13 protein-coding genes and 8 pseudogenes are annotated in these 14,154 nt (G+C 58.4%); 7 read left to right on the forward strand and 14 right to left on the reverse strand.

Annotation, left to right across the window (positions count from 1 at the left end; genetic code table 11):
- Positions 1–116: 116 nt before the first annotated feature.
- The 6 genes and pseudogenes from BN1800_RS27425 to BN1800_RS44075 form a co-directional block, all read right to left on the reverse strand.
- Positions 117–1,304: a helix-turn-helix domain-containing protein gene (locus BN1800_RS27425; protein ID WP_425299069.1), complete on the reverse strand. Its 1,188-nt coding sequence runs from the start codon at positions 1,302–1,304 to the stop codon at positions 117–119.
- Between the two features lie 70 nt (positions 1,305–1,374).
- Positions 1,375–1,560, reverse strand: a pseudogene (locus BN1800_RS27430) (dihydrodipicolinate synthase family protein); the annotation flags it as partial.
- Between the two features lie 552 nt (positions 1,561–2,112).
- Positions 2,113–2,250 (reverse strand): annotated as a pseudogene (locus BN1800_RS27440) (IS5/IS1182 family transposase); the annotation flags it as partial.
- A 124-nt stretch (positions 2,251–2,374) separates the two neighbouring features.
- Positions 2,375–2,551, reverse strand: a complete 177-nt coding sequence (locus BN1800_RS41585; protein ID WP_179213902.1) for a hypothetical protein — start codon at positions 2,549–2,551, stop codon at positions 2,375–2,377.
- Between the two features lie 41 nt (positions 2,552–2,592).
- Positions 2,593–3,915, reverse strand: a complete 1,323-nt coding sequence (locus BN1800_RS27450; protein WP_027512601.1) for a TadE/TadG family type IV pilus assembly protein — start codon at positions 3,913–3,915, stop codon at positions 2,593–2,595.
- A 167-nt stretch (positions 3,916–4,082) separates the two neighbouring features.
- Positions 4,083–4,413: pseudogene (locus BN1800_RS44075) on the reverse strand (IS110 family transposase); the annotation flags it as partial.
- Here BN1800_RS44075 and istB point away from each other — a divergent pair.
- A pseudogene (gene istB / locus BN1800_RS27460) lies at positions 4,405–5,030 on the forward strand (IS21-like element helper ATPase IstB); the annotation flags it as partial. The pseudogenes BN1800_RS44075 and istB overlap by 9 nt on opposite strands.
- Positions 5,031–5,975: 945 nt before the next feature.
- On the opposite strand, the gene BN1800_RS27470 reads toward istB, so the two are convergent.
- From BN1800_RS27470 to BN1800_RS44080, 6 genes and pseudogenes are all read right to left on the reverse strand, one after another.
- Complete coding sequence (locus BN1800_RS27470) at positions 5,976–6,512, reverse strand: hypothetical protein (RefSeq protein ID WP_027512598.1); 537 nt, start codon at positions 6,510–6,512, stop codon at positions 5,976–5,978.
- A 488-nt stretch (positions 6,513–7,000) separates the two neighbouring features.
- Positions 7,001–7,342 (reverse strand): hypothetical protein, encoded by a 342-nt coding sequence (locus BN1800_RS27475; protein WP_087001955.1) that lies wholly within the window; start codon positions 7,340–7,342, stop codon positions 7,001–7,003.
- A gap of 175 nt (positions 7,343–7,517) precedes the next feature.
- A complete protein-coding gene (gene ppk2 / locus BN1800_RS27480) occupies positions 7,518–8,438 on the reverse strand; it encodes a polyphosphate kinase 2 (RefSeq protein WP_087001956.1) in 921 nt (306 codons plus the stop codon).
- A 329-nt stretch (positions 8,439–8,767) separates the two neighbouring features.
- Positions 8,768–8,968 (reverse strand): annotated as a pseudogene (locus BN1800_RS27485) (IS6 family transposase); the annotation flags it as partial.
- 96 nt (positions 8,969–9,064) lie between these two features.
- Positions 9,065–10,656, reverse strand: a pseudogene (gene ggt, locus BN1800_RS27490) (gamma-glutamyltransferase).
- A gap of 35 nt (positions 10,657–10,691) precedes the next feature.
- The gene (locus BN1800_RS44080) at positions 10,692–11,213 is read right to left on the reverse strand and encodes an ABC transporter permease subunit (protein WP_087001957.1); all 522 of its coding nucleotides are present in this window, start codon (positions 11,211–11,213) and stop codon (positions 10,692–10,694) included.
- On the opposite strand from BN1800_RS44080, the pseudogene BN1800_RS27500 reads away from it, so the two are divergent.
- The 5 genes and pseudogenes from BN1800_RS27500 to BN1800_RS42860 form a co-directional block, all read left to right on the forward strand.
- Positions 11,177–11,419 (forward strand): annotated as a pseudogene (locus BN1800_RS27500) (hypothetical protein); the annotation flags it as partial. The gene BN1800_RS44080 and the pseudogene BN1800_RS27500 overlap by 37 nt on opposite strands.
- Before the next feature lie 146 nt (positions 11,420–11,565).
- Positions 11,566–11,832, forward strand: a complete 267-nt coding sequence (locus tag BN1800_RS43665) for a c-type cytochrome (RefSeq protein WP_342210317.1) — start codon at positions 11,566–11,568, stop codon at positions 11,830–11,832.
- 57 nt (positions 11,833–11,889) lie between these two features.
- The gene (locus BN1800_RS27510; RefSeq protein WP_087001959.1) at positions 11,890–12,321 is read left to right on the forward strand and encodes a YeeE/YedE family protein; all 432 of its coding nucleotides are present in this window, start codon (positions 11,890–11,892) and stop codon (positions 12,319–12,321) included.
- Positions 12,318–12,758, forward strand: coding sequence for a DUF6691 family protein (locus BN1800_RS27515; protein ID WP_027512592.1), 441 nt, complete (start codon positions 12,318–12,320; stop codon positions 12,756–12,758). Before BN1800_RS27510 ends, BN1800_RS27515 begins: the two co-directional genes overlap by 4 nt.
- A gap of 11 nt (positions 12,759–12,769) precedes the next feature.
- Positions 12,770–12,919, forward strand: a pseudogene (locus tag BN1800_RS42860) (integrase); the annotation flags it as partial.
- Positions 12,920–12,941: 22 nt separating this feature from the next.
- Here BN1800_RS42860 and BN1800_RS27520 read toward each other — a convergent pair.
- Positions 12,942–13,268 carry a helix-turn-helix domain-containing protein gene (locus tag BN1800_RS27520; RefSeq protein WP_027512591.1) on the reverse strand — a complete coding sequence of 109 codons (327 nt, stop codon included), beginning with the start codon at positions 13,266–13,268 and terminating at the stop codon, positions 12,942–12,944.
- On the reverse strand, positions 13,261–13,626 hold the full coding sequence (locus tag BN1800_RS27525) for a type II toxin-antitoxin system RelE/ParE family toxin (protein WP_087001961.1): 366 nt from the start codon (positions 13,624–13,626) through the stop codon (positions 13,261–13,263). Before BN1800_RS27525 ends, BN1800_RS27520 begins: the two co-directional genes overlap by 8 nt.
- Positions 13,627–13,941: 315 nt before the next feature.
- Between BN1800_RS27525 and BN1800_RS27530 the strand changes: the two genes are divergently transcribed.
- Positions 13,942–14,154, forward strand: a 213-nt coding sequence (locus BN1800_RS27530) for an antitoxin (RefSeq protein WP_087001963.1), incomplete at its 3' end; no start/stop codon positions are given.

Consider the following 14,154-nt stretch of genomic DNA (forward strand, 5'->3'; position numbering starts at 1 on the left):
CCGCGATCCAAGCCTTGCGGCCGAAGGGCCGCTCGCCATGCCGAACGCAATGGGTATGCGCAGCGAAATTGCGGCGTCACGGGTCGCCTGATGCTGATGATGATGATCAACCGGGATCAGCGACTATGGCCGAGCGCCTTCAACCATCTGTCGAAGGAATGAGCGCTCTCGGCCTCCGGCACCGGCGCAACAGCGTGTCCGAGATGGGGCGGAACGGCAACGTTCCGCGCCTCGCGCGGACTGTAGCCAAACTCCTTGCTGAATGCCCGGCTAAAGTGGGCAGCGGAAGAAAACCCGACCGTGAAGGCGATGTCCGCGATTTTCTGCCGGTTGGCGACGTCACTGAGCGCGGCATGAGCCGTCAGAAGCCGACGGCGTTGAATATAGTGATGAACGCCGCCATCCGGCTCGAACACCTGATACAGGCGGGTACGCGAAACGCCCAGTTCCCGGCATAAACGATCCGTCGTGAGATCGGGCGACGTCAAATTGCGTTGGACCAAACGGCGTACACGCTCCATCAGGGCCAACGTGCTTTGCTGCTCCGGGAGAGTAAGATAAGCCGACGATGATGCAACACATGTCAAAATCATGTCACGCATCGTCTGGACCACGTAGGGAAGGTCTGTTGCGGTCAGGCGCGAAAGGTTCGTCTCGACTCCATCCAGATAGTCGATGAGCAGTTTGGTGTACGTCCCGGACAAGGAGATATTGTTCTTAATCTCAGCGGAAGCCGGAATATCGAGAAACAACTCGCGCGGCAGATAAACCGACAGGGTTTGCGCCTGGGTGGATCGGCCTCGAAAGGGCTCTCCCAAAGACCGCAGGTCCACTTTTCCCGGCTCACCTTCACAGACAAGCCCATGGACTTCGGTCCACGTCCGACCGCTGCGCAAGACCGAAATATGCCAATGATCGATGAGGTTCGATCTTATCTTGGCCTCCGAGCGCATGTAGCTGTGGGGAGGTGTGCTTTGTTGGACGACCAACATCGCACCGAGATTCCATGCCATATGATCGGCTAAAAATTCTGCTTCAGGCTGTATATTATCTGCGCGTCGGATATCCATAAGAGGCGCCACATAGGCCTGCCAGGCGGCAAACTGATCTGCCGGTTCCAGATCGCGCGTTGAAAACTGCAGCGGCTCCAAGGCCGGTGGAGCCGGAGGTTCTTCATCAGTTACCTTCGGCCGTGGAAAACGGCGGCGCTCGGCCTGCACCGGCCCGGCTCCTTCGACCCGCGCGTCATTTTCAGTCTCAGCGGCGCCGGATGCGGGTGGCTCCTTGCGGTGAACATCTGACAATTTGGCCTCCAAATCGTGTCAGCCCAAAAATAGTCACCACGAAATCTTGTTTTCGGATCTATCAAGGAGTGAGAGCTCTGAGCACCCTTTCGCGCTCGCGGCTGCCAATCGACGATCCTTCGCCGGTCATCCCAAACAGCGTGACGCTTGAGCAACCAGCCGCGAGACTGCGTCTGTCCTGCGCAATCATCGCATTCACTGCAATGTTACCCTCACAATCGAAAGGTGTCGCCAGCGCGACCGATAGCCGAAAAATGCAACGAAACGGTGTCTTCTATCTTGCTAACGTGTCAGTCGTGACTCGGCAAGCGGAATTTCACGAACTCCAACCAGTCATGGAGCGAGAGGATCTGCATCAGGCGCAGGGCCTATCCCCAAAACCAGGCTTTCGATATCTCGGCTCGTGCCTCCTGTGGCGTGACGCCGATATCGCTCATATCGGCTCCAATCTCTGTTGAGTTGATGCATCCGGCAAATCCGGCGCGGTCCAGTCGGTTCGTATGGCTGGGTAACACGCCAATCTTTGCAGATGTGAACCACAGATCGAAAGACAGCGCTATCAACTGGCGCCTGGAAGACAACATGTTCGAAGTCCTCGAGACGCAATACGTGAAAGTTCTAAACCTGAATCACCCGTTTTTGTTTTTCAAGGCTAGGATGTCGCAAGTTCCCGCGTCTAAGCCGTTGGCATTGTTTAGCGGAAAACCAATGCCACGCCCGCTAGCGCGTCCGTATGTGTCAGATGAAGCGTGGCTCTTGCCCCGCTGAGCCCACTGCCGGGGCGATCACGGGGCGCGTGCTGGGATTCCCCGTTGGCCTTGTCAGTTCGTCTGCCAATGTGCAGGGTGAACCTTGCGATCTTTTGCAAAGCCCCTCGCATTTTTGCACCGGCATATCCTCCATCGGCGAAGATATGCCTGAGCCAGCGGATGAGGATCGTTTTGAGGACTGGATGTCGGCGTGCCTTGATCATTCAGTCTCTACGAGAGAATGCCAATGCGCACTTGGATGTGTGCAATCAGCGCCCCGGAGAGGGAATGCGGGTGAAGGCACTGTTTGCGCGGGACAACTCAGTCGATGATGGATGAAAGCGCACCGGCGTAGGGTGAAAGAATGATCGCCGCCGCAAGGCCAACGATCGCTCTACGGATGCCGCAAACTAAACCGCAGCCCGTCACCACCTCCGACGGCAGAATCGTGGCGCTGGTCACCGCCGGAATTCGATGCATCGCATCTTCGAAGATCACGACCAAAAGTCCTGCACGTCCGTCCGCTGGTCATCACTCCCTCATTCGATCAGCCGGATGGCACCGGGATTGTTGATCTCGTTGTTTGCCAATTCCGCCTTGCAATCCAGCTTAAACGTGCTGTTGCCGATCATGGTGATTTTCTGGGCGATGATGCGCACGCATTCGCCGGTCGTGGCGCCATTGCCGGCATACTCGATTTCCTCGGCCGCGGGCATATAGATGATACCGTTGAGATGCGAGTTGCTGTTGCCGGTGATGACTGCGGAGGCGGTATTGTTGCGGTCGGCGACGATCGAGAAACCAGCCCATGTACCCGACGTCGGGGCGGTGACATTGAAGGTGGAGCCGCCATGAATATCGATCTGGGCACCGTTCAGCAGAAAGAAGGTGACCTGATCGCCGGTGATGACCGACTGGCTTGTGAACTTCAGCGTGCCGCCGTCGATAAGGTAATTGCCGGGTTGTAGCTTCACATTGCCCTTGATTTCAAGGTCGTGGTAGGTCCCCGGCTTAAGCGTCACGGTATATCCATCGGGCACCTTGTTCGGCGTCTTGCCCATGCCGTTGCAGTCGCCATTGCCGCCGCCGTTGCCCACAAATGTCTGTCCGCATCCTCCCAGGTCCACCCAGAATCCGGCCTCCGGCATGACTTTGCGCTTAAATGGGTCGCTGGCCGGTGACGTTCCCTCGCCCGCCTTGTCGCATTCGAGATCAATGCTGCTCGGCAAGGCGGAGACCTTGCCTGGTGTATAAAGGCATTCCGTCTTAAGGGTCCCCGACCCGCCTACATAGATGGCTTCGCTACTGCGCGAGTTTGCGGTGATCGTGCATCCCGATGTGTCGACCGTCGAACTGCCGCTCACTTCGAAGGCGCGATCGGCCGTGGGGTTGAGCGCCAAAATGCATGCCTCCTTGTCCGGCTGGCGAGCGGCGGCGCTGCGGCGGGAGATCGGGAACGATAACCGGGTCAAGAACACCGGTTGGTAGTTGAGGGCATAGTCGCCCGTCGCCATGACACCTTGCCCCGCCTGGGCATAGACGATGTGGAGGGATGGGAGTTCCGCCGGTGGCGTGGTTTCCTCGGTGCCCCGGAATAAGGCCAAATTGCCGAAGAACATTTCGTTTGCCAACTGGGTGGCTTCCTCCTCGCTGCTGCCTTCGCCGTAAAGCCGCACCGCTGCCAGCACGGCGGTGTCCAACGACTCCTGCAATTTGTCAGCCTCGAACCTGGCGTTGGTAAAGTCGACCGCGACGGAGGCCGCCCCTAGCAGCGGAACCATTGCCAGCGCAGTCATGACTGCGAAATTGCCACCTTGGTCGCGCAGAAATCGATTGGCATGCCGTTTGAGAAATTCATGCATCTCTGCGCCTCGGGTTCGTTTCAACCTATACGTACTTTATACATCAGTAATATACGGTTTATTACTCCATCTACTCGAATTGTAATTAACGCAAATACCAAGCTCGCATTCAGTTGATCTGACAAGCCACCCCGCCACCCCGCCACCCCGCCGTCTCCCCTCGAGCCCACGGCGCGGATCCCCGGGATCGTCATCAACAGCTTCGTCGCCTGGCTTTCCCGCGCCGCTACGAGCAACTGGCAATCAAGATCGGCTGCGCGCTTGCGTATGTCGCACCACGCCTCAGGCGTCATTCCGATCGAACGGTTCCCTGACATTGCCATCAAACGCCCGATCTATTCCTTTGGGGGCGATAAGATCGAACGTCTTCATCAGGCCGCGGATCTGGTTGCTGAGGTGGGTTGAGATGCTCAGGAGCCGATTGCGAGCTCCGACCAGCGTGCGTGTCAGCATGCTGTCGAACGCTTTCACCCGGATCGCCTTGTAGAAGCGGGCTTCGATTTCACGTTCCAACACCGCTCGACAGAGATCGGATCTTCACCCTCGCACAACTCGGCTTTGTTCACCGCAACGAGGCCATTCACTTCCTCGGGCCACCGGGAACCGGCAAAAGCCATCTGGCAGTTGCGCGCGGCGTCGAAGCCGTCGAAGCCGGCAAAAGCGTCGACTTCTTCCCACTGGCCGATCTCATTGCGGCCCTGTCCAGAGCCGAACGCGAAGGACGACTTCAAGAACGCATCCGCTTCTTCTGCGGGCCCAGTCTCCTGATCGTTGACGAGATCGGTTATCTCCCGGTCATCGCTGGCGGAGGCAACCTGTTCTTCCAGCTCGTCAACGCATGCTACGAGAGAGGCGCAATGATCCTCACATCCAATCGCGGCCTTGCCGAATGGGGCGATGTTTTTGGAGATGCCGTGGTCGCCACAGCTTTGCTCGACAGACTTTTGCACCATGCCGTCGTCTCCAAATCGAGAGATCAAGCTACAGGCTGCGCCAACATGCCGAATTGATGCTGAACACGTGCGATCGAAGGCTTTGATCACCCCGCCGTCCTTCGCTCCGCCGCAACGCCAACGCGGGAGACGCCGAAAAATACGCAAGTCTCCACGTCGTCCGAGCGGCATAGTTGGGGAATTTTACTTCGGCGCTTCTGCGGAAATTTCACCCGGCATCGACAACATGATTTGCTGGTTGGTCAATTCTTCACCGCCTCGTCGCCCGCGCCCCCAAAATAAAGCAGTATGTCACGTCCAAGTCACTCGACAATATTTATTAAGTATGTTTGAGTAGTTGTTGCTCATCTAATCAGCTTTTTAGAAATGGCGATACTTGCATGACAAGAATTCGAGATGCACTTATGACCGTTGAGACTTGGGCGCGTTACCCTGTGTCAGACTTAGAGGACATGGACGCCAACTTGCCGGGTCTCCGCGAGGCTTGGGAGATGGATCTAGTGCAGGAAGACAGTTCCGGCTTCGACGTCAGCATGAACTTCTCATTGACCCGCGCCGGTGTAGAGTTCCTTCACGGCCCTCAACCTTCGTTGTTTGATCAAATATTGAAGTCTGCGAGAGGCCTGTTCGGTCACATCGTGGGGTATCCCACCGCTTGAACGAACGTCCTGAACGCAGGATCGTTTTGAACATACATTTATGCCCACTATCAATTGCAGCGCGAGGTTGGGTCGCGCTCGCCTCTCGAGGCCGCTCAAATACCGCTGGCTGAAGTCCGTCCGCGATTCCACGTCCTCCTGCATCAGATCCTTTTCATGGCTCAAGCGCCAAATTTTCGGCCGCTATCAAGTTTTGCTCGGCCAGACCATCGCAGCCATGCTCTCGGAGGGATCAATGAAGATCGATCGTCCCCCCNCCGCTATCAAGTTTTGCTCGGCCAGACCATCGCAGCCATGCTCTCGGAGGGATCAATGAAGATCGATCGTCCCCCCCCCAGCGGTCAGCCTCCTCCTCCCGCTGCCCGCGTTCGGCCTCAGCTTTTGCGCAGCTCAAGGTTTAGGNCCCCCCCAGCGGTCAGCCTCCTCCTCCCGCTGCCCGCGTTCGGCCTCAGCTTTTGCGCAGCTCAAGGTTTAGGCTCTGACCTCGACCCGGCTTTGTTCCACGAAGTGTCAAAACCATGCCGCCGTCCCTTCGCACGATCGTCAGTCGTGCGGGTGGGTTGGGGCGAATACTCTCTGGCGTTTCGGTAAAAGAGAGCGAAAGCATCTGGCCCTGTCGAGAGCCTGCGAGGTCTGCGATTGTGCCCATGCTCTCGCGAAACGAGCCCGAATAGCGCCCCGTTCCCGCATCGTATTGGATATCAATGCGCATCGATGTGCCAAATATGATTGCCGTTGAGCAGCGCCCATCCAGGAGAACTTGCCGCCCTTCACTATTGCCAGTGAACCTGCATGTCAGCCTATGGCTCGAACCGCTGGCACGCTCCAGGCTGCCGGTTCCGGCAAACTGCCCGTCAAACGCACGAAGAAAGGCGATCTCGCGGCTGACAGCACTGGGCGCCGGCTGCGCCGTCGCTGTCGGCGCCGCCACAGCCAGAAGCAAGACCGGGGCAAATGCCTTGAGTGTTATTGCGCGATGAAACATCGGATTCCTCCAGTAAGCCGAAACGTCGGTCATCGAGCGGCGACGCTTGCTCCCATTCAATGTTTGCTCAGAGGTTGCGCAAGTTGCAGCTGCTTCTGCAGCGCCGGTGATATTTTCATCCGAACTTTGGGAGCGTAGTTCTGTTCCAAGGGCGCGGGAGATCGATTGTCGCTTTCACGTCCGGCAAAGTGCTTCGTCAGGTCAATGCAGCAGTTCATACGTTGCAGCGGACGCATCGGGTCGAAACAACTCACCTGGCACATTCGAACGAACTCCGAACCCAAGTTCAAGAAGACGGCACACGCTCTGCTCTTAAAGCTGCCTCACCGCCGGCCGCAGCCGTAAACATTCCGCCTCTGCTTGGCGGGCAGCGGAAAGACTCATGCTTTCATCAACTCATGTGCGTTTCAAACGACAACGGTAGATATTGGTGGGCGGTCAACGCGAATGCTTTGTCCCTTGGGCGCCCGACTATCCCGGTGCCGGGTTCAATTCGGATTTGCTTCCGGGGGCATCGAAGCAGATGCGGCCGTCTTCTTCAACTTCCGCAGAACTGGGCTCTTTTCTGCAGGATCTTCCTCATCATCGGGGTCACCCGTCGACCCGACCTCATCCATTCGGTGCGCTATCGCAAGCGCGTAAATGGTGTGCAAAACATTGCGATCCTTCACGTGAGGATCCGAAAGAGCAAGAAGCGAGGCACGCACAATCTTCTTGCTGGTCGCTTTAGGACAGCGCCGCAGCACGAAATTGTAAAGCTCCTTACCGGAAAGACCTTCTGTGGCACCATCCAACAGCGCCTCGTAAACTCGTTTGCGTTTTTCGCTCACGGTTCCTCCTACCTCCAACGATCATCGCGGCAGCTTCTGTCGCAAAACTGTCATATACAATAAATCACCGCGCGCAATTCCAACGCGAACTCGCGCCTACGCCAGACACGTCGCCGCAGGCCGCGACAGCTGATCCAGGACCACAGCAGGTGTTTCTTGGCGACCCTGAGCTGACCTAGTATTTCGACGGCACATAGAGCTCCGGCGGGAGGACCTTGCGTTCGTAGTCGGGATTAAATACCCGCTCGGGAAGCGTGATGTCTTCGTGCGGCACGTCTTCGTAGGGAATCTGCGTGAGCAGGTGGTCGATGCAGTTGAGGCGGGCGCGCTTCTTGTCGTTGCCCTCGACGATGTACCAGGGCGCCTCAGGGATGTTCGTGCGGGCGAAGGTCTCTTCCTTGGCCTTGGTATAGGCTTCCCAGCGTACGCGTGATTGCAGGTCCATCGGCGACAGCTTCCACTGCTTCAGGGGATCATGGATCCGAACGAGGAACCGCATCTGCTGTTCCTCGTCGGTGATCGAGAACCAGTACTTGACCAGGCGGATACCTGAGCGCACCAGCATACGCTCGAACTCGGGAACGTCGTCGAAGAATTGCTCCATCTGATCCTCGGTCGCAAACCCCATGACCCGCTCGACACCCGAGCGGTTATACCAGGACCGGTCGAAGAGCACGATCTCGCCGCCGGCCGGCAGATGCGGCACGTAGCGCTGGAAATACCACTGGGTCTTCTCGCGATCTGATGGGGCCGGCAGCGCCACCACCCTGACGACGCGAGGGTTGAGGCGCTGGGTGATGCGTTTGATCACGCCGCCCTTGCCGGCCGAGTCGCGTCCCTCGAAGATCACCACGACCTTCTCCTTGTGGTACGAGACCCAATCCTGCAATTTGATCAGCTCGGCTTGCAGCGACAGCAGCGTGCGGAAGTAATCGATGCGTGGCATCGAGGGCGGATGCGACTTGCGATAAACCTTCCGGATTTCTTCCGACAGGGCCGGTTCCGAAAGTTCAAGTTCGTAATCCTCGTCAAGTGTATCGGCCAGTTCGGCTTGCAGCCAGTCAGGTGTATCGAAATCGTCCTTCGATCTATTCATGTCGCTCTCCACCGTGCCGCCACATCATGCTGCAACGTTACCCTTATTCCATTACCGGATGAAGGGAATGTGAAGCAGTTCCGTCATGTTCAACGGCGATGCAACAGTCCTTAAAAGACGCCGATTTGACGCCGCGGCATGCGCACGGCGTCAAATGCCCTTTATCCTGCCGGGCAAGCTGCGCCGGTTTCCACCCGGGCCTGGTAAGCTCACCAAACTCGGCCTGCGTGCCCGGAACCGGTTCGCGGCCTTCGCCGGGGGTGCAGCCCCAATCCGTGCTCGACGATCTGGTTGAGGTCCTTGCCGCTGTTCCGCGCCCGGTCCTTCCGGCGCCAGTGCCATCGCAACCGCTTTTCAATCTCCGGAGCATATTTCTGAACCCAACGATAAATCGTGGAATGATCGACTGGCACACCCCGTTCGCCCATCATTTGCTCAAGGTCGCGGTAGCTGACCCCATAGCGGCAATACCATCGCACCGCCCACAAAATCACTTCACCCTGAAAATGACGCCACTTGAAATCGCTCATCAAAAATCTCGCTCAGAATCTTCGCGCTCCTTCGGACATCAACGGGATTTTTTGCAACAGAGCGGCCGGACGTCCCCGGGGGGCACCTGTCTCTCATCAAAGGCCAAGTGCTACCCCGTCCTTGCGTGATTCCGACGCGCCGGTCAGCGTGCCGTTTTCCCAATCGACGCGGATCACCTGCGCGCCACCGATCGGGTCCTCAGTCGGTACGATCTCGAAGCCGCGCGCCTGAAGTTCGGCAATGGTCGCGGCCGGAACGGTCTGCTCCGCCTCGATCTTCGGCGCGAGCCCGCTTGCCGGCACCAGGCGCGGCAGGTCGATCGCGTCCTGCAAGTCCATGCCATAGTCGAGCACTTTGGAAATCAAATGCGCGTGCCCCATAGCTTGGTAGTACCCGCCCATGACGCCGAAAGACATTTCGGTTCGACCGTTGCGCGTCACCATACCAGGGATGATCGTGTGCAGCGGACGCTTTTCCGGCGCGATCATGTTGGGATGGCCGCGCTTCAGCGAGAAACTCTGACCGCGGTTGTGCAGGATGACGCCCGATTTCGGCGCAACGATGCCGGCGCCAAAACTGTCGAAGATCGAGTTGATGAAGCTCACCGAATTCCGCTCAGCATCCACCACGGAAATATACACCGTGTCGCGGTGTCGCGGCAGTTCGAACGGCGGCAGATCCGCAATGGCCTGCGCCAGGTCTATCCTGCCCGCGAGCCGGCTGGCCAGCTCGTCGGACAGCATCTCCGCGACCGGTACATCGGCCTTGGCGGGGTCCGCCAGCCAGGCGTCGCGCGCCGCATAGGCAAGCCGCGTCGCCTCGATTTCGATATGGATGCGGTCGATCGCGTCCGGCGCGCCAGCGGCCTCAAAGTGCGACAGAATGTTGAGGATCATCAGCGCGATGATGCCTTGCCCGTTGGGCGGGCATTCATGGATCGTGTAGTCGCGGAACGTCGTGGTGACGGGCGTGACGTACTCGCCCCTGGCGGCGGTGAAGTCGTTGAGTGTATGAAGCCCGCCAAGCGCGCGCAGGCGCTCCACCATGTCTTCGGCAACCGGCCCGCGATAAAAGCCGTCGCGGTCGGTAGCGATCCTGCGGAAGGTTGCGGCCAATTCCGGCTGGCGATGTATCTCACCGATGCGCGGCGCGCGGCCTTGCGGCAGGAAGATGCGCGCTGCTGCCTCGTCGGCAGCAAGCACCCGCTCCTCCTTCGCCCAGTCATGATGCACACGCGGCGAAATCGCATAGCCGTTCTCGGCAAAGGTGATGGCGGGCGCCAGAAGCTCGGCAAAGGCAAGACGGCCATGATCCGCGTGAAGTCGCGTCCAGGCGTCGATGGCCCCGGGAACAGTCACAGAGGAAGGCGACTGGCGCGGCACTTCGGTCAGGCCGCGTTCTTCGAACCAGTCCACCGTTAGGGCTGCCGGTGTGCGGCCCGAACCATTATAGGCAATGACATCGGCTTCGCCCTTCGGCGCGTAAAGCGCGAAGCAGTCGCCGCCAATGCCGGTCGATCCCGGCTCGACGACGCATTGGACGGCGCAGGCGGCTATGGCAGCGTCCATGGCATTGCCACCTGCCTGCAGGATGTTGATCGCTATCAAGGTAGCGGACGGTGCGATGTCGCGGCCATTGCTTGAGCGGACACGGCCACCGATCGTGTCGGCGTCTCGAAATTGCGCATTGTCTTTCAGTCTCCGTAGTATGCGGTCATGGTGGTCAGGCACGTACGCGATCAGGCGTCAGCCTTGTTTCAAGCCGCGCAAGCGCCCACACGGTGATGAAGTTGAGGACGAGGTAGATTGCGCCGGCGGCGATGAACACCTCCATGGCGCGATAGGTCTGCGAGATCAACTCCTGCGCAATGCCGGTCACTTCCGTCAGCGTGATGATGGAGGCAAGCGAGGTGCCCTTCACCATGAGGATGATCTCGTTACTGTAGGCGGGCAGAGCTTGGCGCAGCGCCATCGGCAGGACCACAAGCCGCAAAGCCAGAACTCGCGACAGACCCAACGCCGGATCGACGAGATGCGCGATTATGGCAGACGGGCCCGCTGATTTTAACCTCCACCGGATTGCGATTGGAGATCCGACTTTGAGCTCGATCAAGGCGTTGCCATGCGCGCGAAGCATAATGCTTGAGTGAACACTCTTTGGTGGCTCGAATTGGTGGATCGAAGCGCATGCGCGCCGGGAGGATGAAAATGCCCTTGAAGTTGGTCCGTGGAATGATGAAGGCATCGGGTGACGAGGCGCTTCTGATCATGGAAAGAGACATCGGGGGCGACGAAATCGTCCTTGTTGCGAAGGAGGCCCTGCTCGATATCGCCGACGAGTGCCGCCTGCAGGAATCTATCTCAGACTTCAGCGATAGCGCGTCCCGCAAATTCGATGCCAAGGAACTCACGTCCGATGGTCGCGTGGCAGTAAACGCGACTGATGCGTCTGATCATCACCTGGACGCGGCTCGAAATGGATCGAAGGCAACGCTAGCCAATGACCGAACGCGAGTTGCTGGTGAACCCTATAGGACCCGGCTGCAATGAAGCGAACACATGGCCTGCAATGCGCTATTACCGTTGCTCTCCTTCTGATGGTCATTGGCGAGAGCGCTGCGGCCGATCGACTCCGCGGCCGCAGCATCGCCCAACACTGGTGCGGCGAGTGTCACGTCGTTGCACCCGGACAAGTTCACGGCTCCGATACTGTCCCGACGTTCGCTCAGATTGGTGAATCGGAGCAGTTTGACGCAGCGAGCCTTTCGGCCTTCTTGGCTGCACCTCATCACTCCCGGATGCCCAATCTGTCCCTGACACGTACCGAGATTGCCGATCTCGTCGCATATATAAAGTCGAAATAACCTTAGCCGATCCGTCGTGAAGATCGACGCCCGAACCGAAAACGCAGTGTGAGCGCAATGACTGAAATATATTATCTCTGGCCCCTGGCAGGCGGCCTCCTGATTGGCCTGTCGGCAGGCCTCTACCTTCTGCTGAACGGAAGGATAGCCGGAATTTCCGGTCTGGCCGCCGATGCAGCCGGATTGACCCATGACGGCGTCAGCAAGTTGGGACTGGGTTTCATAGTCGGCCTCATTGCAGGAGCGTGGCTGGCGGCCGCCCTCGTCCGCCGACCCGACATCGCTATCACCTCTTCCCCAGCACTGCTGATCGTTGCCGGAATATTCGTTGGATATGGCACCCGACTCGGATCGGGTTGCACGAGCGGCCACGGCGTTTGCGGGCTTGCCCGTCTTTCGCCGCGTTCGCTTGCCGCCACAGCGATCTTCATGGCTGTTGCGGGTGCGACGGTCTTCGTCACGCGACATCTCCTTGGAGTGCAGCAATGAGGGCCCGCATGGTAGCATCGGTCTTCTGCGGGCTCATCTTTGGCGCAGGCTTGGTAATCTCCGACATGATCAATCCCGGACGTGTGCTAGCTTTCCTCGATGTCGCGGGTAGCTGGGACCCGTCGCTGGCCTTTGTCATGGGTGGCGCGCTGATTCCTTCTGCCGTGGCTCACATCATCCGCGCTCGCCGCTCGGCGCCCTTGCTCGACAGCCGCTTCTATGTGCCGGCGAACAGATCGATCGATTGGAAACTGGTGACTGGCGCGGGCTTGTTCGGGCTTGGCTGGGGACTGGTGGGGTTCTGTCCCGGCCCCGCCATCGCTGCATTGTCGACGGGGCGGTGGGAGGCCGTTCTGTTCGTTGCGGCCATGCTGGTTGGTATGTCGGTTTACCGCTTATCACGCCGCCAGCGCCTTCCGGGCTACTCGGCAAATTGAAGTGTACTCCCTCACGGCGCGCCGGCCTGGCTTCGTCATCCGAAGTCGATGAGCGCTATATCCAGAGGCAACTCGGCCATGCCTCCGCTGAAATGACCCGCCGCTATCACCGCCACCGCGACCGTTTCCGCGTCAACTTGACGAAAGCGGCAGGACTGTAGCTCCCCTCCCCTGCCACGGCGTTCAGAGCTTTGAACCGCGTCGGGAACGCTCTGCAATGCTGGAAAGATCGACTTTCTTGCCCGCGACATCCGCGACGATCTTCAACGTGCCGCCGAGGGATTCGACATAGTCGCGAAGCGTCGACAGCTTCATGTCGGCGCGCTTCTCCAGTCTTGAGACGTTGGTCTGCTTGAAACCGGTCCCGGCAGACACGTCTTCCTGCGTTCGTCCAGCAAGTGCCCGCAATTCACGCAGACTGTGCGCTGCGAAAAGCTCGTCGGCACGCTTTGCGACGGCGCGCTGTTCATCATCAGGAAGCGTCTGTATCAGCTTATCGAGATCATCCATGTTTCTTCTCCAACTCGCTCAAATGCTCGTCGTATCGTTTGTCCGCCAGATCGATCAGCCGTTTATAGAAGAGTTTCTGGCTCACACCGCCCTTCGCACCACCGCAGAGAACCACAGCCTTTCGCTCCGGATCAAAGGCAAAGGCGAACCGCCATTGCACCTTCAACACCTTGACGCGTAGTTCCTTCATGTTCGCGTGTTTGGATCCTTCGAGTGTGTCGACCTCAGATCGTCCCAATCGAAAGCCGTTCTCGCGAAGTAGCACCAAATGCGCGAGCAATTCGACCCGAACATCGGCTGGAAGGTCTATGATCTCGCCTTTGAAGCGGTCATGAAACTCGACCTTCCATTCCGTCATTTCATATCCTGAATGAAATAGATACTTTGGGATATATAGTCCACGTCCTCATGCCAAGCAATAGGTGGCACTTCCTACAGAAATGCCCACAAACGATCGTTTATCCGCATCTTCTGCGTTTAGAAATCCGGTGTGAGCCGACCACCGTTAGTGCGCAAGGCCTTCTTATCGGTACCGAGTTTTAAAGCCGCTAGGATTAGGGGGTGGGCCGAGCGACCTCCTGCGCCCGACCTTGCGCCGCGATGAACGAGCAGTCGGACTTGAATCGGCGCGACACGGCATATATATTTTGGCATATACAACGGAGGCTGCCATATGCCTATTTCATTGCCGTCATCAAGACCGAAAGAAGTGAAGCTGTTCCGCAACAACCGTAGTCAGGCGGTGCGCATCCCTGCGGAATTTGAGTTGCCAGGGGATCGCGTGATGATCCACCGCGAGGGGGATAAGCTCATCATCGAGCCTGTAACCGGGCCGTCCAATTTCGCGGAGCTTATTGCCGAGTGGAAGAAGGAGCCTCCGCTCGGG

It is taken from the genome of Rhizobium sullae (genome assembly GCF_900169785.1).
Lineage (GTDB): Bacteria > Pseudomonadota > Alphaproteobacteria > Rhizobiales > Rhizobiaceae > Rhizobium > Rhizobium sullae.